Source organism: Streptomyces sp. DSM 106670, from assembly GCF_055792845.1.
In genome coordinates this window covers 7597023-7614869 of record NZ_CM147704.1, presented here as the reverse complement: position 1 = coordinate 7614869, position 17847 = coordinate 7597023, and the positions used below count along the sequence as shown (strand labels likewise).

General features: G+C 72.9%; 18 protein-coding genes. 7 read left to right on the top strand and 11 right to left on the bottom strand.

Going from position 1 to position 17847, the window contains the following annotated elements; translation table 11 throughout:
• Positions 1–15 precede the first annotated feature (15 nt).
• The gene (locus tag ACSMXR_RS33700; RefSeq protein WP_137228181.1) at positions 16–588 is read left to right on the top strand and encodes a sigma-70 family RNA polymerase sigma factor; all 573 of its coding nucleotides are present in this window, start codon (positions 16–18) and stop codon (positions 586–588) included.
• On the opposite strand, the gene ACSMXR_RS33695 is transcribed toward ACSMXR_RS33700, so the two are convergent.
• On the bottom strand, positions 522–719 hold the full coding sequence (locus ACSMXR_RS33695) for a zf-HC2 domain-containing protein (RefSeq protein WP_376184453.1): 198 nt from the start codon (positions 717–719) through the stop codon (positions 522–524). The genes ACSMXR_RS33700 and ACSMXR_RS33695 overlap by 67 nt on opposite strands.
• A gap of 112 nt (positions 720–831) precedes the next feature.
• On the opposite strand from ACSMXR_RS33695, the gene ACSMXR_RS33690 reads away from it, so the two are divergent.
• Positions 832–1347 carry a hypothetical protein gene (locus ACSMXR_RS33690; RefSeq protein WP_218523841.1) on the top strand — a complete coding sequence of 172 codons (516 nt, stop codon included), beginning with the start codon at positions 832–834 and terminating at the stop codon, positions 1345–1347.
• Between the two features lie 33 nt (positions 1348–1380).
• Here ACSMXR_RS33690 and ACSMXR_RS33685 read toward each other — a convergent pair whose 3' ends face one another.
• The 4 genes from ACSMXR_RS33685 to ACSMXR_RS33670 form a co-directional block, all read right to left on the bottom strand.
• On the bottom strand, positions 1381–2571 hold the full coding sequence (locus tag ACSMXR_RS33685) for a sensor histidine kinase (RefSeq protein ID WP_137228187.1): 1191 nt from the start codon (positions 2569–2571) through the stop codon (positions 1381–1383).
• Positions 2568–4070: a sodium/solute symporter gene (locus tag ACSMXR_RS33680; RefSeq protein ID WP_137228189.1), complete on the bottom strand. Its 1503-nt coding sequence runs from the start codon at positions 4068–4070 to the stop codon at positions 2568–2570. The genes ACSMXR_RS33685 and ACSMXR_RS33680 overlap by 4 nt, the downstream gene beginning before the upstream one ends.
• A complete protein-coding gene (locus ACSMXR_RS33675; protein ID WP_030622898.1) occupies positions 4067–4429 on the bottom strand; it encodes a hypothetical protein in 363 nt (120 codons plus the stop codon). The genes ACSMXR_RS33680 and ACSMXR_RS33675 overlap by 4 nt, the downstream gene beginning before the upstream one ends.
• A gap of 109 nt (positions 4430–4538) precedes the next feature.
• On the bottom strand, positions 4539–5291 hold the full coding sequence (locus ACSMXR_RS33670; protein WP_030088986.1) for a LytR/AlgR family response regulator transcription factor: 753 nt from the start codon (positions 5289–5291) through the stop codon (positions 4539–4541).
• Positions 5292–5362: 71 nt separating this feature from the next.
• On the opposite strand from ACSMXR_RS33670, the gene ACSMXR_RS33665 reads away from it, so the two are divergent.
• On the top strand, positions 5363–5998 hold the full coding sequence (locus tag ACSMXR_RS33665; protein ID WP_381850685.1) for a zf-HC2 domain-containing protein: 636 nt from the start codon (positions 5363–5365) through the stop codon (positions 5996–5998).
• A 39-nt stretch (positions 5999–6037) separates the two neighbouring features.
• Here the strand turns inward: ACSMXR_RS33665 and ACSMXR_RS33660 are convergent, their stop codons facing one another.
• From ACSMXR_RS33660 to ACSMXR_RS33645, 4 genes are all read right to left on the bottom strand, one after another.
• Positions 6038–6898, bottom strand: coding sequence for an Fpg/Nei family DNA glycosylase (locus ACSMXR_RS33660; RefSeq protein WP_218523845.1), 861 nt, complete (start codon positions 6896–6898; stop codon positions 6038–6040).
• Between the two features lie 36 nt (positions 6899–6934).
• The gene (locus ACSMXR_RS33655) at positions 6935–8302 is read right to left on the bottom strand and encodes a wax ester/triacylglycerol synthase family O-acyltransferase (RefSeq protein ID WP_473170629.1); all 1368 of its coding nucleotides are present in this window, start codon (positions 8300–8302) and stop codon (positions 6935–6937) included.
• Positions 8303–8425: 123 nt separating this feature from the next.
• Positions 8426–10489 (bottom strand): SpoIIE family protein phosphatase, encoded by a 2064-nt coding sequence (locus tag ACSMXR_RS33650; RefSeq protein ID WP_137228195.1) that lies wholly within the window; start codon positions 10487–10489, stop codon positions 8426–8428.
• A gap of 56 nt (positions 10490–10545) precedes the next feature.
• A complete protein-coding gene (locus ACSMXR_RS33645; protein WP_381850679.1) occupies positions 10546–11661 on the bottom strand; it encodes a DUF6777 domain-containing protein in 1116 nt (371 codons plus the stop codon).
• Between the two features lie 172 nt (positions 11662–11833).
• On the opposite strand from ACSMXR_RS33645, the gene ACSMXR_RS33640 reads away from it, so the two are divergent.
• Genes ACSMXR_RS33640 through ACSMXR_RS33630 form a run of 3 tightly spaced genes read left to right on the top strand, consistent with a single transcriptional unit; the run spans position 11834 to position 14677 of the window.
• Positions 11834–12694 carry a YndJ family protein gene (locus ACSMXR_RS33640; protein ID WP_137228199.1) on the top strand — a complete coding sequence of 287 codons (861 nt, stop codon included), beginning with the start codon at positions 11834–11836 and terminating at the stop codon, positions 12692–12694.
• The gene (locus ACSMXR_RS33635; protein WP_137228201.1) at positions 12691–13203 is read left to right on the top strand and encodes a DUF1990 family protein; all 513 of its coding nucleotides are present in this window, start codon (positions 12691–12693) and stop codon (positions 13201–13203) included. The genes ACSMXR_RS33640 and ACSMXR_RS33635 overlap by 4 nt, the downstream gene beginning before the upstream one ends.
• Before the next feature lie 22 nt (positions 13204–13225).
• Positions 13226–14677: a lipase maturation factor family protein gene (locus ACSMXR_RS33630; protein ID WP_473170628.1), complete on the top strand. Its 1452-nt coding sequence runs from the start codon at positions 13226–13228 to the stop codon at positions 14675–14677.
• Between the two features lie 14 nt (positions 14678–14691).
• On the opposite strand, the gene ACSMXR_RS33625 is transcribed toward ACSMXR_RS33630, so the two are convergent.
• Together ACSMXR_RS33625 and ACSMXR_RS33620 are read right to left on the bottom strand one after the other, a co-directional pair.
• The gene (locus ACSMXR_RS33625; protein ID WP_158101233.1) at positions 14692–14868 is read right to left on the bottom strand and encodes a hypothetical protein; all 177 of its coding nucleotides are present in this window, start codon (positions 14866–14868) and stop codon (positions 14692–14694) included.
• 361 nt (positions 14869–15229) lie between these two features.
• Complete coding sequence (locus ACSMXR_RS33620) at positions 15230–16714, bottom strand: SDR family NAD(P)-dependent oxidoreductase (protein WP_218523858.1); 1485 nt, start codon at positions 16712–16714, stop codon at positions 15230–15232.
• Between the two features lie 234 nt (positions 16715–16948).
• On the opposite strand from ACSMXR_RS33620, the gene ACSMXR_RS33615 reads away from it, so the two are divergent.
• Positions 16949–17845, top strand: a complete 897-nt coding sequence (locus ACSMXR_RS33615) for an RNA polymerase sigma factor SigF (protein ID WP_137228207.1) — start codon at positions 16949–16951, stop codon at positions 17843–17845.
• The last annotated feature ends 2 nt before the right edge of the window (positions 17846–17847 follow it).

Here is a 17847-nt window from a genome sequence, read left to right as displayed (position 1 = left end):
CGGGAGAGGACGTTCATGAACACCACGACGACGACCGACGAGCGGACCCTCGCGGAGTTGCAGCGGGAACACGGCCCCGCCCTGTTCCACTTCCTCCTCGGCCTGACCTTCGGGGACCGGCAGCGGGCCGAGGACCTGGTGCAGGAGACCCTCGTACGCGCCTGGCAGCATCCCGAGGCCTTCGACGCGCCCTACGACTCGATGCGGCCGTGGCTGTTCACCGTCGGCCGCCGCCTCGCCATCGACGCGCGGCGCTCCCGCCAGGCCCGCCCGGTCGAGGTCAGCGACACGGTGCTGGAGAGCACCCCGGACGCCCTGGACACCGCCGACCGTGCCGTGCGCGCCCTGGACGTCCGCGAGGCGGTCCGCACCCTCAGCCCCGAGCACCGCGCGGTGCTGGTGCAGATCTACTTCCGCGGGCTGAGCGTCGGCGAGACGGCCACGGTGCTCGGCATCCCCGCCGGGACCGTCAAGTCCCGTTCGTACTACGCCCTGCGGGTCCTCTCCCGCACCCTGCCCGGCTACTCCCGCAGGTCCTCGGCCCGGAGCAGCGCCAGCAGGGCGGAGGCCTCGGCCACCTCCACATAGACCCGGGCGCAGGCGTCGCAACCCTGGAGATGGCGGGCGACCCGGCAGGCCTCCTCCACGTCCAGGGCGTCCAGGACGTACGCGCCCAGCAGCAGGCGCACATGCGGGTCGTCGCCGGGGTCGGCACTCATTCACAGCCTCGTATCTCCTGGGCGATCCTCCCCTTCTGCCCACGCGGGGCGCCCGCCCCCGGTTCAATGCTGCGTGAAGCCCGGTACCGAGCACGGAAAGAGGCGAGACGGGATGCGTCCCGAGGATACGGATGGGACCGGCGGGAACGGGCTCCAGGTGCCGATGACCTGGCTGTCCACCGAGTACATCGCCGACGAGCTGTTACGGACCGGCGATCTGATGGAACCGTCGACGCTGGAGTTCCGGGCCGGCCGCGACGCGCTCGCGCTGACGATGTTCCTGTGCGCGTTCCCCGGGGACACCTCCGCCGCCCGGGCCCTGCCCGAACGCCGGGTCGACGAACTGCGGATGCTCACGGCGTACGAATGCACCTGGCGCAGCTGGGTCTGCGAGCGGCTGGCGGAGGCAGGACGGTGCGCCGCGCCCGGCGATCCCGATCTGGCGCTGGCACGGGCGACCTGGCGCTGGCTGGAGGAGACCGAACTGCTCGCGGCGGACCTGGACGCGATCGGCCCCGCATCCTGGGAGCCGTCGGCCGAAGCGGCGGAGGAGGGCGAGGTCCGGGTCTGGACGCCCGCCTGGCAGCTCGGGCTGCCGCTGGGACATCTGGCCGTCCATCTGTGCTGACGGCCCCTCCTTTCGGAGCTTGAGCACCACTCCTCAGGAACCGTGCACGCCCGCACGGTACTTGGGCAGCCGCAGCGTGATCTTCATGCCCGCCCCGACCCCGGTCTCGATGACGAGGCCGTAGTCGTCGCCGTAGACCTGGCGCAGCCGCTCGTCCACGTTGAGCAGCCCGATACCGGTGGACGTACCGCCCTCGCCGCGCAGGATCTGTCGCAGCCGCTCGGGGTCCATGCCCGTTCCGTCGTCCTCGATGACCACCTCGGCCTCCGAACCCGCGTCCAGGGCGCTGATGGTGATCCGGCTGCGGGTGACCGCCCCTTCGAGTCCGTGCTTGACGGCGTTCTCCACCAGCGGCTGGAGGCACAGGAACGGCAGCGCGACCGGCAGCACCTCGGGGGCGACCTGGAGGGTCACGGCGAGGCGTTCGCCGAAGCGGGCGCGGACGAGGGCCAAGTACTGGTCGATGGAGTGCAGTTCGTCCGCGAGCGTGGTGAACTCCCCGTGCCTGCGGAACGAGTAGCGGGTGAAGTCGGCGAATTCCAGCAGCAGTTCGCGGGCCTCCTCGGGGTCGGTCCGGACGAACGAGGCGATGGCGGCGAGCGAGTTGAAGATGAAGTGCGGGGAGATCTGCGCCCGCAGGGCCTTGATCTCGGCCTCGATCAGCTGGGTGCGGGAGCGGTCCAGCTCGGCCAGTTCCAGCTGGACGCAGACCCAGCGCGCCACCTCCCCCGCCGCCCGGGCCAGCACCGCCGACTCGCGCGGGGCGTAGGCGACGAGCGCGCCCAGGACCCGGTTCTCCACGGTGAGCGGCACGGCGACGGCCCAGCGCAGCGGACAGTCCAGATCGGCGCAGCCACTGTCGAAGGCGGTGCCCCGGCCGTTGTCCAGCAGCACCTTCAGGTGCTCCATCACGTCCTTGCCGTGGTGGTGCCCGGCCCCGTCCCAGATCAGCACCCGCTCCCGGTCGGTGAGGCAGAGGGCGTCGGTGCCGAGCAGCGAGCGCAGCCTGCGGGCGGAGCGCCGGGCGCTCTCCTCGGTGAGCCCGGCCCGCAGCGGCGGGGCGGCCAGCGACGCGGTGTGCAGGGTCTCGAACGTGGCGTGCTCGACGGGTGTGCCGACGTCGCTGGGGCGCAGCGGGCGGGCGGTGCGGCGGCCCAGCCAGAACCCGGTGCCGAGCAGCAGCGCGACCAGCACGACGAGGACGGCGATGGCGGCCCCGGTCATCGTTCCCTCACCGTGCCGCGCGCCGACGTCAGGGCCTCGGGCAGGTGGAAGCGGGTCATGGCGGCGTTGGTGCCCGGGGGTATCCGCCCCGGGGTGGCGAGCGAGACGAGGATCATCGCGAGGAACCCCACGGGGACGGACCAGACGGCGGGCCAGGCGAGCAGGGCGTGCGGCCAGCCCGGTGGGCGTACGGCTCCGCTGACGGTGATGGCCACCGCGAGGAGCGCGGACCCGCCGCCGAGCAGAAGCCCCGCGACGGCCCCGGGCGGGGTGAGCCGTCGCCACCAGATGCCGAGGACGAGCAGCGGGCAGAAGGAGGAGGCGGAGACGGCGAAGGCCATGCCCACCGCGTCGGCCACCGGCACCCGGCTCACCAGCAGGGAACCGGCGAGCGGCACGGCGATGGCGAGGACGGTGGCGAGCCGGAAGTGCCGTACCCCGCGCGAGGGCAGCACGTCCTGGGTGATGACCCCGGCGACCGCCATGGTGAGCCCGGAGGCGGTGGACAGGAACGCGGCGAAGGCCCCGCCGGCGATCAGCGCGCCGAGAAGATCGCCGCCGAGTCCGCCGATGACCTCGGCGGGCAGCAGCAGAACGGCGGCGTCCGCGTCTCCCCCGTACCGCAGTTCGGGTGTGTAGAGCCGGCCGAGCGCCCCGTAGATCGGCGGCAGCAGATAGAAGAGACCGACCAGGGCGAGGACGGCGACGGTGGTACGGCGGGCGTCGCGGCCGTTGGGGCTGGTGTAGAAGCGGACGACGACATGCGGCAGGCCCATGGTGCCGAGGAAGGTCGCCACGATCAGCCCGTACGTCGCGTAGAGCGGATGGTCGGCGCGGAAGACGGCGAGCTGGTCGTCGAAGCTGACCCGGGGCCGGCCGTCGCCCTGCCAGGCGAGGACCAGGAAGAGAGCCGGCACCAGCAGGGCGGTGAGCTTCAGCCAGTACTGGAAGACCTGGACGAAGGTGATGGAGCGCATGCCGCCGGCGGCGACGGCGGCGGTCACGACGGTGGCGACCAGGACGTCGCCGAGCCAGCCGGGCGCGCCGGTGAGGATCTTCAACGTCAGCCCGGCGCCCTGGAGCTGCGGTACGAGGTAGAGCCAGCCCGCGCCCACGACCAGCGCGCTGACCAGGCGGCGGACCTGCCGTGATTCGAGCCGGCCCTCGGCGAAGTCCGGCAGGGTGTACGCCCCCGAGCGGCGCAGCGGCGCGGCGACGAAGACCAGGAGCACCAGATATCCGGCGGTGTAGCCCACCGGGTACCAGAGCATGTCGGGGCCGTGGACGAGGACGAGCCCGGCGACGCCGAGGAAGGAGGCGGCGGAGAGGTATTCGCCGCTGATCGCGGCGGCGTTGAGGCGGGGGCGGACGGTGCGGGAGGCGACGTAGAAGTCGGAGGTCGTACGGGAGATGCGCAGGCCGAAGCCGCCGACGAGGACGGTGGCGAGGACGACGAGGGCGACGGCCACCCAGGACGCCATGTGGTCGGGGGCGCTCACGGGGCGGGGCGGCCCTCCACCAGCCGGGCGAAGTCGCGTTCGTTGCGCTCGGCCCGGCGGACGTACCACCAGGCGGCGAGGGTGAGCGGCGGGTAGGTGGCGAAGCCGAGGACCGCCCAGACCAGGGCGGAGCTGTTCAGCGCGGCGAAGAGGAGCGGGAGGGTGCCCGCGACGAGGGCGAGGACGCCGAAGACGGTGAGCCCGGCGCGCAGCTGGCCGCGCATCAGCGAGCGCACATAGGCACCGCCGAGGGCGGTCTGCTCGTCGATCTCCGACTGGGTGCGGTAGCGGGGCAGCGGGCGCACCCGCCGCGGCTCCCCCGTGACCACTTCGCGCCGGGGCGTTGGCTCTGCGGACATGGGCTCGGAGTGTAGGCGTCGCCGGGTGGTGCTGGGAAGGGATCGAGGGAGGTCGCCCCAGGTCAGCGGCGGCCCACCCGGTCCTGCGGCAGCGGCTCCGTGCCGTCGTTCAGCGGCCGCCCTGGCGCATCAGGAGGTCGCGCAGGGCGCGGGTGTGGCGGCGGCTGACGGCGAGCTCGGCCTCGCCGATGCGCACGCTCATGCTGCCCGCGTCCAGGCGCAGTTCGTCGATCCGGTTCAGCGCCACGAGGTGGCGGCGGTGGATCCGGACGAAGCCGCGCGAGCGCCAGCGCTCCTCCAGGGTGGTGAGCGGGATGCGGACGAGATGGCTGCCGCCGGCGGTGTGCAGGCGGGCATAGTCTCCTTGCGCCTCGGCGTACGCGATCTCGTCGATCGGGATGAAGCGGATGACGCCGCCGAGCTCGACCGGGATCTGGTCGCCCGCGCTGTCGTGGACCGGTGCGGACCGGTCCCCCACCTGCTCGGCGACCCGGCGGACGGCCTCGGCGAGGCGTTCGCGGCGGACCGGTTTGAGGACGTAGTCGACGGCCTTGAGGTCGAAGGCGTGGACGGCGAAGCCCTCGTGCGCGGTGACGAAGACGATGAGTGGGGGCGCGGCGAATCCGGCGAGGAGCTGGGCGACGTCGAGTCCGGTGAGGCCGGCCATGTGGATGTCGAGGAAGACCACGTCGATGGCGGACGGGTCGTCGGGGCCGGCGTCCACCGCGCCGCCGATGCGGCGCAGTGCCTCGGTCGCCCCGGTGGCGCCCTCGGCGCTGCGGACCCGGGGATCGGCGCGCAGGAGGTAGAGAAGTTCCTCCAGGGCGGGTTGTTCGTCGTCGACGGCGAGTACGCGCAGCATGAGGCCGGAGTTTAGGGGGTGCGGGGCCCTATGGCTTGAGTGAATCCCGGCTTGTTCCCGTACCGCAGTACATGCAGACGACCGAACCCCACATCCGGGTGGGGGCCTATGCCCTGGGCGTGCTCGGGAGCACCGACACCTTCCGGTTCGAGGAGCATCTGGGGGACTGTCCCGGGTGCCGTGAGCGGGCTCGGGAGTTCGCCGGGGTGCGGGACGGTCTGGCGGTGGCGGGGCCTCCGGTGGCCCCGGGGCCCGGTCTCGCGGAGCGTCTGACGGCGGTGGTGGCGGCCGCGCGGCGCAGGGCGGGGCGGCGGCGGCTCGCGCTGGTGGCGGCCGCGGCCGTGCTGGCGGTGGGCGGTCCCGCGTGGGTGGCCGGTGTCTCGGGCGGCCCGGCGGACGGGGCGGATGTGCAGCGGTGGTCCGGGAGCGACGGGGCGTCGGGGGTGGCGGCGGTGGTGACGGCCGCGGGGCGCGAGTGGGGGACGGCGGTGGCGCTGGAGGTGGCGCGGGTTCCGGTGGTGGGGGTGTGCGCGCTGGTCGCGGTGGGCCGGGACGGCAGCGAGGAGACGGTGGGCAGCTGGTCGGCCGGGGGCGCGGGCGAGGGGCCGGTGGAGGTGTCGGGCGGGGCGGCGCTGCGGCCGGAGGGCATCGACCACTTCGAGGTGCGGACGGCGGGCGGGCGGCGGCTGGTGACGGTGACGCGGTGAGCCGGGGGGTGTGGCTGAGGGTGCGGTGGGCCTGGGCGGTCACTTCAGGAACTTGGAGAGCCTGCGGTCCGCGAGCGGCTTTCCGCCGGTCTGGCAGGTCGGGCAGTACTGCAGCGAGGAGTCGCTGAAGGAGACCTCCAGGATGGTGTCCCCGCAGACCGGGCAGGCTTCTCCGGTACGTCCGTGGACCCGCATCCCGCTCTTCTTCTCGGCCTTGAGCTTCCCGGCCTCCACCCCGCTGGAGCGGGCCACAGCGTCCTTCAGCGTGGTGCGCAGCGCGGTGTACAGGCGGGTGACGTCGTCCTCACCGAGGTCGGCGGTCCGTTTGAACGGGGACATCTTCGCGACGTGCAGGATCTCGTCGCTGTAGGCGTTGCCGATGCCCGCGATGAGCGACTGGTCGCGCAGCGCGCCCTTGATCTGGCGGCGCTCCCCCGCGAGCAGCGCGGCGAACGCGTCGCGGTCGAAGGCGTCGGCGAGGGGGTCCGGACCGAGGCGGGCGATGCCGGGGACGTCCATGGGGTCGTGGACGAGGTGGACCGAGAGGCGCTTCTTGGTGCCCATCTCGGTCAGGTCGAAGCCGTCGCCGTCCGCGGTCACCAGCCGTAGGGCGAGGGGCCCCTTCCCGGGGCGGGGCGGGGCGGCCGGGAAGGAGTCCTTCCAGCGGAGCCAGCCGGCCCGGGCGAGGTGGGTGCAGAGGTGGAGCCCGCCCGCTTCGATGTCGAGGAACTTGCCGTGCCGGGCGACCGAGGTGACGGCTCGGCCGTCCAGCGCGGAGAGCGGCGGGTCGTAGGTCTTCAGGACGCTGATCGCCAGCGGGAGGACGCGGGCGATCTCCTTGCCGACCAGATGGTCGTCGAGGAAGACCCGCAGGGCTTCGACTTCCGGCAGTTCGGGCATGGCTCAAGACTGCCGCAGCCCGTGGGCGGCTGCCTGTCAGGACACCGGCGTGCGGTCCGTGCCGGTGACGACGGCGTACAGCTCGGTGAACTCCTCCTGGACGGCCTCGGCGAGCCGGTCCAGATCGGGCAGCGCCTTGCCGTCGGCCACCAGGCCCACATGCACCCGCCCGCCGTAGGTGGACAGGGCGACCGCCAGGGACTGGCCCCGGGCCAGCGGCGCCATGGGGTAGAGGGCGGTCAGCGGGCAGCCGCCCAGCGAGAGCGCGGAGCGGGGCAGCGGCACGCTGGTGACCAGCACATCGAACAGCATGCGGGCCGCGTTGGCCGCCAGCGGTGCGCCGAACCGGTGGGCCAGCGGTGGCAGTTGGTCGGCGAGTACGGCGACGGCTCCGGCGCCCTTGAGCGGGCCGGCCGCCTTGTTGCGGTCCATCGCGGTCCGGACCGCCCGGAGCCGCTCGCGCGGGTCGGCCGCGGTGACCGGCAGGCCGAGCAGATAGGCGGAGAGCCGGTTGCCGGAGGCGGCGGTACCGCCGGGCCGCCGCCGGGAGACGGGGACCAGGGCGCGCGGGTCGGCGGCGGGCAGCGGCTCGCCGCGCCCGGCCATCCAGCGGCGCAGCGCCCCGGCGACGACGGCGAGCAGGATGTCGTTGGCGGTGCCGCCCTCGGCCCGCCGGATCCGCTGGAGGTCTCCGGCGTCGAGGTCGGCGGTGGCCAGCCGGCGGGTGCCGCTGGAGGGCGCGGTGAGGGCGGAAGGGCCCCACAGGTCGAGGCGGCCGGCGCGGACGACGGAGGCGCCCACGCCGAGGGCCCGGCCGACCTCGCCGATCCGCCCGAGCGCCATGCCCGCCATTTCGCGGGGGTCGGGCAGCCAGGAGCGGGGCGGGACGGCGGGGCGGCCCCGGGCGGCGGTGCGGGCGCTGGTGACGGCGGCGATCTCGTCGAAGATCCCGGCCCCGATGGCGACCGCCCGCATCCCGTCGGCCAGGGCGTGGTGCAGCTTGACCAGGACGGCGAAGGGCCCGCCGTCCGCCCCGCCGATGAGATACATCCGCCAGGGCGGCAGGCCCCGGCCGAGCGGTCGCTCCATCAGTTCACCGGCCAGCCGGGTGGCCTCCGCCATGAAGTCGCCGTCGGCCACGACGACGCGTTCGACGTGCCGGTGCACGTCGAAGCCCTTGTCCACGGTCCAGGCCTTGCCGCCGACCGGCAGCAGGACGTCCCGTACGCACATGCGCAGCCGGGGGATCGCGGCGGCGCGGGTCCCGAGCAGGTCGAGGATCTTCTCCGGTCCGGCGCCGGGGGCCGGGGCGAAGACGGCGAGCGCGCCCAGGTGCATCGGATGGGCATCCGATTCGAGGTGCCAGAAAGCCAGATCGAGCGGGGCGAGTAGCTCGGTACCCAACGGGGGCCTCTTGTCGTCGAAGGCGGCAGGGCCGGGTGCGGCCGGTGCCCCGCAGTCAATCCTTTGCGGTCGGTTACGGTCAAGCACAGACATGTTACGTACTGTTACGTCGATGTGCGGGGTTCAGCGGGCCGGGATGAGGAACTCGCACCAGACGCATTTGCCGCTGCCCCGCGACTCCACGCCCCAGACATCGGCCAGCCGGTCGACCAGCATGAGGCCGCGCCCCGACACCCCGGACTCCCCGGCGTCGCGCCGCCGGGGCAGCGCGCTGGAGCGGTCCTCGACATCGACGCGCAGACGTCGCTCGGTCCCGGCGAGCACCCGGATCGTCACGACCGCGCCGCCGTCGGTGTGCATGAGCGCGTTGGTGATCAGTTCGTCGGCCGCGAGCTCGATCTCGTCGGCCCGGTCCTTCGCCCCCCAGGCCCGGACCGCGGCGCGGATCATGTGCCGGGACGAGCTCAGCGCCTCGGGGTCGTTCTGGGCGACGTGCTGCTGGAGCCGGCCGCCCGGCTGCGGGGCGTGCGCGGCGCGGCGGCGCAGCAGCAGGACCGCGACATCGTCCTGGCCGCCGCGCCCGTCGACGGCGTCGCAGAGCTGGTCGGCCAGTTTCTGCAGGTCGTGGGGGCCGTTGGTGACCAGGGTGGTGAGCAGCTGCATGCCTTCGTCGAGGTCGGAGCCCGGCAGCTCGACCAGGCCGTCGGTGAACAGGATCATCGTCTGGCCGGGGTCCAGCTCGACGGTGGAGACCGGGTACTCCAGCCGGCCGAACTCCGCCGAGAGGCCGAGCGGCAGGCCGCCGTCGGACGGCATCCTGCGGCAGCTCCCGTCCACGTCCCGCACCAGCGGGTCGACGTGTCCGGCGCGGACCACCTGGACGACGCCGGTGGTGAGGTCCACCTCGGCGTAGGTACAGGTGGCGAAGCGGTCGGTGTCCAGTTCATGGAGGAAGACGGAGGCGCGCGCCATCACCGTGGCGGGGCTGTGCCCCTCAGCGGCGTACGCGCGCAGGACGATCCGGAGCTGCCCCATGACGGCGGCGGCGTGGGTGTCGTGCCCCTGGACGTCCCCGATGACGGCGCCGACCCGGCCGCCGGGCAGCGGGATCAGGTCGTACCAGTCGCCGCCGATGTCGCGGCCGAGGCGGGCCGAGCGGTAGCGGACGGCGACCTGCGCCCCGGGCACGGACGGGATCCGGCGCGGCAGCATCGCCTGCTGGAGGCCCTCGGCGAGGTCGTGCTCCTGTTCGTAGAGCATGGCGCGCTGGAGGCTCTGGGCGATCGAGGTGCCGAGCGCCATCAGCAGATTGCGCTCGTCGGCGGTGAAGCCCGCCTTGTCCCGGTAGAGGAGGCCGAGCGCGCCGATCGGGCGGGCCTGGGCGATCAGCGGCATATAGGCGGCGGAGGTGATCCCGAGGTGGCTGATGTTGGGCCACAGGACCGGGTAGGAGGCGGCGAAGTCCTCGGCGGACTCGATGAAGCGCGGGGACAGGGTGCGGACCACTTCGCTCATCGGGTACTGCTCGTCCACCCGGGTGTACCGGGTGCCGGGGACGTACGCGCCTTCGGGGCCGTCGGCCACCAGGTGGATGCGGCCGGACTCCAGCAGGCCCATGACGAGGCTGGTGGCTCCGAGGTGGGCGAGCCCCTGGGAGTTCTTGAGGACGGCGATGACGTCCTTGACCGTACGGGCGTGGGCCAGCGCGGCGGTGGTGCCCTCGACCAGGCTGGTGCGCTGGCGGCGCTCCTCGTCCAGCTCGTGCCGGGCGGTGGAGTCGGCCAGCTCCTGGGTGGCGTCACGGACGATCCCGATGATGCGGCGCGGGCGGCCGGTCCCGTCCCGACGGACGAAGCCCTGGGTGTGGGTCCAGCGCAGGGTGCCGTCGCGCCGCAGGATCCGGAAGTACGCGCCGTAGTTGGTGCGGCCGCTCTTCAGGGCGTGCGAGACCATCCCGTCCAGCCGCTGGGCCTCGTCCGTGGGCACGCGCGGCGACAGCGAGGCCGGCCGGTCGTCGTACTCGTCCGGGGTCAGGTCGAACACGTCCAGGGCGGCCTGGTCCATGTGCATGAGGCCGGTGTCGAGATCCCAGTCGAAGCTGCCCATACGGTTCAGGGCGAGGCTGAGGTCCGGGTGGGCGGGCCAGTCGTCGGGGAGTGACAGGGCACCCGCTACCCGATCATCCATATCGGCCACTCTGCCACCATTTGTCTGATTCTTCGACTGGTTCTACGGCGCTCGGGTCAGCCGGCGAACACGTCGCCGAGGCCCGCCTCCATGGGCTCGTCCGACCCGTCCGGCCCGATGGGCCCGTCGGGCACCACGGGCTCCTCCGGTTCGGCGGGGAAGACCTGGGTCGGCTCGGGCGCGACGTCCGGGTCGCCCTCCTCGTAGTCCCACGGCTCCTCGGGCGGCGGGTCGCCGAAGTCGTCGGAGGACTCATCGGGGCCGGGGTCCGTCGGCGCCTGCGGCTCGGAGGGCGCCGGGTCGGACGGCGGCGAGTCCGGGGGCGCGGACTCGGTGGGCCGGCCGGGCGACGGGAAGAGCAGGTCGGCATCGGGCTCGAACGGCGGCGGGTCGTCCGGCGCGCGGTCGCGGCCGCCGCTGTCGCCCATGGCCCGCTCGATCCAGCTGTTGTCGTCGGCGTTCACGATGATGAGGCTGGTGGCCGCCTTGACGCCGGGCTCGATGGCGAGGATGCGCGCGGGGTCGTAGCCGGGCCAGCGCTCTCCGCGATGGGCGACCTTCCCGTCGGCGACCACGGGCGGGCCCAGCGGGTTGCCGCAGGCGCAGCGGACGCGGGGCATTCCCCGGCTGTCGACCAGGACGGCGGTGCCCGCCTGGAGCACGGCCTGGAAGGCGGTGGCGGAGCCGGCGCTGTAGCCGTGGTTGGTGACCTGGGCGTCGGCGCGCAGGACGACCGGGGTGAGGGACTTCAGATAGCCGGGGATCTGTACGGCCTCGATGCCCGCCGCCTCGGCGAAGGCGCTCGCCTTGTCCTTGTCGTCGGTCAGCAGGGTCGTCTGCTGTTCGACGTCGCAGGCGGCGACCGAACGGGTGCCGCCGTAGAGCCCGGGGACGGCGCCGGAGACCGGATGGACCGTCCGGGTGGCGGAGGTCGGTTCGGCGTCCGGTGCGCCGGTGGGGGAAGCGGAGGCCGTCGCCCGCGCCGTGGAGGCGGTGAACGGTCCCGGGCCCGGGGACGCGAGCGGCTGGAGGAGGACGTCCTTGGCCTCGGCGGTGCCCGTGGTGCCCTTGGCCGTCCGGTCGGCGCCGTTGTCGCAGCCGGCCACGGCGAGCAGCACTCCGGCGGACAGCGCGGCGAGCGCGGTACGCCGGAAACGTCCTGGTGAGCGCACAGAGCTCTCCTGCCTGTCCCTGGGGAACGAATGGGTGTCACCATCTGTGCCGCACCGGACACGGACCCGCAAGCGGAACGACCGGCCACCACCCCGTCTTGAACGCGTTCAAGAAACCCTCTACTCTCACATCCAGAACTTGAACACGTTCAAAGCAAGGGGGGGGTCCGTCATGTCCGCACTGGTCAACGCCATCGTGATGCTGGGCATGCTCGTCGTCGTGCCGGCGGGGCTGCGGCTCTCCGGGCGGCAGGAGCTGGAGCGGATCCGCCGGCTCTGGCCGCTCTTCGCCGTACCGGGCGCCCTCGCCCTCTGGCTGCCGCGCTCCACCACGGCCACGGCGCTCGCCTGCTGCTACGCACTGGGCACCGTCCTGCTCGCCCTGCACGCCCCGCGCCGGGCGGTCCGCGCCCGGGACCTCGACCCCGCCGGGATCGCCCTGCTCACCGCACTGGTCACCCCGGCCGTCGCCGCGACCGCCCTGGTCGCCGAGCGTTCGGGGCACGAGCTCTTCGGGTTCGACCTCGGCATCCTGGCGCTGACCGTGCCGCACTTCCACTACGCCGGGTTCGCCGCCGCCCTGATCGCCGGTCTGGTCTGCCGGGTCTCGGACGGCCCGGCGGGCCGCTTCGCCGCACTGAGCGTGCCGGTCGGCACGCTGCTCGTGCTGGCCGGCTACTTCATCGGCGACTGGGCCGAACTCGTCGGGGCCGTCGTCCTCACGGCCGGGATGTGGACGGTCGGCCTGCTCACCTGGCGCCTGGGGCGCGCCGACGGCCGGGACCGGACGACCCGGCTCCTGCTGCTCACCTCCGCCGCCGTCCTGGTGGCGACGATGCTGCTCGCGCTGAGCTGGGCGCTCGGCGAGGCGACCGGACTGCCCCACCCCACCCTGACCTGGATGGCCGCCACCCATGGCCTGGGCAACGCGCTGGGCTTCGCGCTCTGCTCGCTGCTGGCCTGGCGGCGCATCCGTACCGAACGGACCGACCGCACCGCAGGACTCACCCGCACCGGAGGCAGGACCGCATGAGCACCCTCACCTACCCGGAGGTCGGCGCGACCCGCCTCGGCCCGCTCCCCCGGGGCTACCACCACCTCCACCACCGCACCCGGGTCGGCCGGGGCCAGGCGGACTTCGCGGCCGCCGGCGCGGCGATAACCGAATGGCGGATGCACCGCGCGTCCGGCGCACGGGTGGAGGCCCCGGCCCGGCGCGCGGAGCCCGGCGGCGGCGTCCGGGTCTCGCTGGGCCTCGGTCCGCTGCGGTTCACGGCGCCCTGCGAGGTGATCTGGACGGCGTACGGCGAGGACAACCGCACCGGCTTCGGCTACGGCACCCTGGCAGGTCATCCGGAGCGCGGCGAGGAGTGTTTCGTGGTGGACCTCGCGGACGACGGCACGGTGTGGTTCACGGTGCTGGCCTTCTCGCGCCCGGCCTCCTGGTACGCCCGGCTCGCCGGACCGCTGGTGCCGCCCGTACAGCTCTGGTACGCGCGCAGGCTCGGCCGTACGCTGCGCCGGATCGTCGCCGCGGGCTGACTCCTGGCCGATACTGGCAGGGATGGAATGGTTCACCGCGGACGGCTACTGGCTGAGCCGGCTGATCTTCCAGCGGGCGCTGGCCGTGGTCTATCTGGTCGCCTTCCTCTCCGCCGCGCTCCAGTTCCGGGCGCTGATCGGCGAGCGCGGCATGCTGCCCGTACCCGAGCTGCTGCGGCGCACGCCCTGGCGGGCCGCTCCGGGGCTCTTCCGGCTGCACTACTCGGACCGCCTCTTCGCCGCCGTCGCCTGGAGCGGCTGCGCCGTCTCGGTCGCGCTGATCGCCGGTCTGGACGGCGCGCTGCCGCTGTGGGGCGGCATGCTGCTCTGGGCGCTGCCGTGGGTGCTGTATCTGTCGATCGTCCAGGTGGGGCAGGTCTGGTACGGATTCGGCTGGGAGTCACTGCTGCTGGAGACGGGGTTCCTGGCGGTCTTCCTCGGCTCCGGGGACACGGCCGCGCCGGTGCTGGTGCTGTGGCTGCTGCGGTGGCTGCTGTTCCGGGTGGAGTTCGGCGCGGGGCTGATCAAGATGCGCGGGGACGCGTGCTGGCGCGAGCTGACGTGCCTGGACTTCCACCACGAGACCCAGCCGATGCCGGGGCCGCTGAGCTGGTTCTTCCACCATCTGCCCCGGCCCGTGCACCGGATCGAGGTGGCCGCCAACCATGTCACCCAGCTGCTGGTGCCCTTCCTGCTGTTCACCCCGCAGCCGGTGGCGAGCGCGGCCGCCGGACTGATGGTCCTCACCCAGCTCTGGCTCGTCCTGTCGGGGAACTTCGCCTGGCTGAACTGGCTCACCATCGCGCTGGCGCTCTCCGCGATCGACTGGACCCCGCTGGCCGGTCCGCCGCCGGCCCAGGTCGCCCCGCCCCTCTGGTACGAAGTGGTGGTCTTCGCGGTGACCGCCCTGGTGCTGGTGCTCAGCTACCGCCCGGCGCGCAATCTGCTCTCGCGTCGGCAGGCGATGAACCGGTCCTACGATCCGCTGCACCTGGTCAACACCTATGGCGCGTTCGGCTCCATCAGCCGGATGCGGCTGGAGGTCGTGGTGGAGGGCAGCGCCGATGCGGTGGCGCACGAGGGCGCGACGTGGCGGGAGTACGGCTTCCGCGGCAAGCCGGGCGATCCGCGCCGGATGCCGCGCCTGTTCGCCCCGTACCATCTGCGGCTCGACTGGATGATGTGGTTCGCGGCGCTCTCCCCCGCGTACGCCCGCTCCTGGTTCGGGCCGTTCACCGAGCGGCTGCTGGACGGCGACCGGGACACGCTCCGGCTGCTCGGTCACAACCCGTTCCCCGACGGGCCGCCCCGGCAGGTGCGCGCCCGGGTCTACCGCTACCGGTTCACCGGGCTCCGGGAGCTCCGGGCCACCGGGTGCTGGTGGCACCGCACCTACGTCCGGGAATTCCTGCGGCCCGTCTCCCGGCCGCTGCCGCCGGAGCGGGAGGGCGGGGGGACGGGCCGCAGGCCCTAGGAGATCCTCGGGGGTCAGTCGATGCCGGGCAGGATGTGCGGCTCGGCGAGGTCGTCCTCGTATCCGGCGAGCCGGATCGGGGCGGACCTGGCCCAGACCTCGATGTTCCGCAGCTGCTCCGGGCGGCCGGGCCGTCCGGCGGTCCGTTCGGCAGGGCGCATTTCGCGTTCGGTCAGTTCCGGTGTCGTCACCGCGCACTCCTCTGTGTCGCGTCACCCAGGGCGTCGCCGACGCTCCGGCACCGATGCCGTAACGCGACCGCCCTGTGCGGGGCAGGGATGGTGATATGTGTCGGTCGCGGTGGCGCCGGTTCGGGGCGGAACAGCGGCCGGGTTTCCGACCGTGTCCCAGGACGGTCGAGGAACCTTCGTGGGCCCCTCGGTGGCGTCCGTTCGCCTCAGCGTAACCAAATGAGCGCCGCCGCGCTCGATAGAACGTGTGCGGTAGGTCACTTTCGGCCACTGTTCACGGCAAAAACCCGGCCCAGGAATCATCCTGGGCCGGGTTTCTGGTCGCCGCGCGGAGTCCGCCGGTCCGGTTGAGCCGTTCGGGCTACCAGTTCGCGGGGGCGTAGTCCTTGAGGAAGCAGCCGTAGAGGGCCTCGCCGCTCTCGCCGCGCACGATCGGGTCGTAGACCCGGGCCGCGCCGTCGACCAGGTCGAGAGGGGCGTGGAAGCCCTCCTCGGCGAGGCGCATCTTGTCCGGGTGCGGGCGCTCGTCGGTGATCCAGCCGGTGTCCACGGCCGTCATCAGGATGTTGTCCTTCTCGAACATCTCCTGGGCGCTGGTGCGCGTCAGCATGTTGAGCGCGGCCTTGGCCATGTTGGTGTGCGGGTGGCCCGCACCCTTGTAGCCGCGGCTGAAGACGCCCTCCATCGCCGAGACGTTGACGACGTACGCGTGCTTCGCCGCGGTGGCGGCCATCGCCGGGCGCAGCCGGCTGATCAGGATGAACGGCGCGGTGGAGTTGCAGAGCTGGACTTCGAGGAGCTCGATCGGCTCGACGGCCTCGACCGTCTGGACCCAGCTGTTGGTGTCGTGCAGGTCCGGGACGAGGCCGCCCGCGTCGATCGCGGTGCCCGCGGCGATCCGGGCCGGCGAGGCGGAACCGGTGACCAGGGCCAGGTCCGTGACCTCCTGGGCGCTCAGGTTCTCCTTGCGGGCGGCGGGCAGCGCGGCCACCCGGTCGACCGTGCCGCTGCCGAAGGTGCCGATGACCTCGGCCGCCGGAAGCTCACCGGCGGGCAGCGGGGCCGACTCGGCGTTGACCAGTTCGCTGTACGCGCCGGGCGAGCGGCGGACGGTCTGGGCGGCGTTGTTGATCAGGATGTCCAGCGGGCCCTCGGCCGCGACCGAGTCGGCCAGCGCGACGACCTGGGCCGGGTCGCGGAGGTCGATGCCGACGATCTTCAGCCGGTGGATCCACTCGTCGCTGTCCTCCATCGCCTTGAAGCGGCGGATCGCGTCGTTGGGGAAGCGGGTGGTGATCGTGGTGTGCGCGCCGTCGCGCAGCAGCCGCAGCGCGATGTACATGCCGATCTTCGCCCGGCCGCCGGTGAGCAGCGCCCGGCGTCCGGTCAGGTCGGTACGGGCGTCGCGGCGGGAGCGGTTCTCCTTGGCGCAGGACTGGCAGAGCTGGTGGTAGAACGCGTCGACCTCGACGTACCGCGTCTTGCAGATGTAGCAGGAGCGGGGCCGCTGGAGGATGCCCGCGATCTCGGCCTGGGCGGAGGAGGAGGGCAGTACGCCCTGCGTCTCGTCGTCGATGCGCTCGGCCGAGCCGGTCGCCGTGGCCTCGGTGACGGCCCGGTCGTGGGCGGTCTTCGCGGCGCGGCGCTCCTGGCGGCGGCGCTGCTTCACCGTGCGGTAGATCCCGGCGGTGGCCCGGCGGACGGCGATGGCGTCCGGGTGGTCCACCTCGATCCGGTCGAGCTCGTCGAGCACGCTCAGGCAGACGGCCAGCCGCTCCGGGTCGATACCGGGACCGAACTCCTCGATTCCGGGAGCGAGCTCCGGGCTGTCCTCTGTCACCGTCATTGCCGTTCCTCTGTCATCTTCTCGCCGCGGATCGTGGTTCACCGCAGGCCGCAACACACCCCGCCCAAGTTTGCCATGCGCGGGCCACTGCTCCGTTCGAGCGGTGTACGAGCGGCCTCCGGCGGAGGGGGCGCGGAAAGGCCCGCGGAAAAGAAACGGAAGAAGACAGGCATGACTTCGCGGGCACCGGGCAGGCGACCGTCCGACACATTGGACAGCAGGGAGGGCGACACCATGACGGCGATGTCAGCGCGAGCCACCGGAACCACGACGCCGCTGGGCGACGAGCGGACCGATGCGCGGACAGCGGACGTCACCGGAGAGCTGCCCTGGGTCGAGGACGCCGGAAAGATCGCCCCGCAGGACGCACGGGCCCTGTCGAAGATCTTCTTCGACCGGCTCCAGGTCCTGGAGGAGGGCACCCACGAGCACCAGTACGCCCGCAACACCCTGATCGAGATGAACCTCTCGCTGGTGCGCTTCGCCGCGTCCCGGTTCCGCAACCGGGGCGGCGACGACACCGAGGACATCATCCAGGTCGGCACGATCGGCCTGATCAAGGCGATCGACCGGTTCGACCTGTCCCGCGAGGTCGAGTTCGCCACCTTCGCCGTGCCGTACATCGTCGGGGAGATCAAGCGGTTCTTCCGCGACACCACCTGGTCGGTGCATGTGCCGCGGCGGCTCCAGGAGCTGCGGGTGGACCTCGCCAAGGCGAAGGAGCAGCTCTCCGCCGAGCTGGACCGCGACCCCACCGTCAAGGAGCTGGCCGCCCACCTCGACCTCCCCGAGGAGGAGATCATCGAGGGGCTCGTGGCGGCCAACGGCTACTCGGCCGGTTCGCTGGACACCCCCTCCGCGGACAGCGACTCCGGCCAGGAGCAGCGGGCGTACGCCGATGTCCTGGGCGAGGCGGATCCGGGCATGGAGACCGTCGAGAACCTGCACACCCTGGCTCCGCTGCTGGACCAGCTCGACGACCGGGAGCGCCGGATCGTGCAGATGCGGTTCGGGGCGGAGATGACGCAGTCGCAGATCGGCGCGGAGCTGGGTGTGTCCCAGATGCATGTGTCGCGGCTGCTCAGCAGGATCGTCCGGCAGCTGCGCAAGGGGATGAGCGTCGAGGCGTGAGC

What these genes read in the sequence shown, in the direction of transcription:
- ACSMXR_RS33675 (WP_030622898.1), bottom strand. Translation starts at nt 4,429, where the DNA reads ATGTCCGCAGAGCCAACGCCCCGGCGCGAAGTGGTCACGGGGGAGCCG.
- ACSMXR_RS33630 (WP_473170628.1), top strand. Translation starts at nt 13,226, where the DNA reads ATGGAATGGTTCACCGCGGACGGCTACTGGCTGAGCCGGCTGATCTTC.
- ACSMXR_RS33695 (WP_376184453.1), bottom strand. Translation starts at nt 719, where the DNA reads ATGAGTGCCGACCCCGGCGACGACCCGCATGTGCGCCTGCTGCTGGGC.
- ACSMXR_RS33620 (WP_218523858.1), bottom strand. Translation starts at nt 16,714, where the DNA reads ATGACGGTGACAGAGGACAGCCCGGAGCTCGCTCCCGGAATCGAGGAG.
- ACSMXR_RS33685 (WP_137228187.1), bottom strand. Translation starts at nt 2,571, where the DNA reads ATGACCGGGGCCGCCATCGCCGTCCTCGTCGTGCTGGTCGCGCTGCTG.
- ACSMXR_RS33650 (WP_137228195.1), bottom strand. Translation starts at nt 10,489, where the DNA reads ATGGATGATCGGGTAGCGGGTGCCCTGTCACTCCCCGACGACTGGCCC.
- ACSMXR_RS33635 (WP_137228201.1), top strand. Translation starts at nt 12,691, where the DNA reads ATGAGCACCCTCACCTACCCGGAGGTCGGCGCGACCCGCCTCGGCCCG.
- ACSMXR_RS33690 (WP_218523841.1), top strand. Translation starts at nt 832, where the DNA reads ATGCGTCCCGAGGATACGGATGGGACCGGCGGGAACGGGCTCCAGGTG.
- ACSMXR_RS33670 (WP_030088986.1), bottom strand. Translation starts at nt 5,291, where the DNA reads ATGCTGCGCGTACTCGCCGTCGACGACGAACAACCCGCCCTGGAGGAA.
- ACSMXR_RS33615 (WP_137228207.1), top strand. Translation starts at nt 16,949, where the DNA reads ATGACGGCGATGTCAGCGCGAGCCACCGGAACCACGACGCCGCTGGGC.
- ACSMXR_RS33665 (WP_381850685.1), top strand. Translation starts at nt 5,363, where the DNA reads ATGCAGACGACCGAACCCCACATCCGGGTGGGGGCCTATGCCCTGGGC.
- ACSMXR_RS33640 (WP_137228199.1), top strand. Translation starts at nt 11,834, where the DNA reads ATGTCCGCACTGGTCAACGCCATCGTGATGCTGGGCATGCTCGTCGTC.
- ACSMXR_RS33700 (WP_137228181.1), top strand. Translation starts at nt 16, where the DNA reads ATGAACACCACGACGACGACCGACGAGCGGACCCTCGCGGAGTTGCAG.
- ACSMXR_RS33660 (WP_218523845.1), bottom strand. Translation starts at nt 6,898, where the DNA reads ATGCCCGAACTGCCGGAAGTCGAAGCCCTGCGGGTCTTCCTCGACGAC.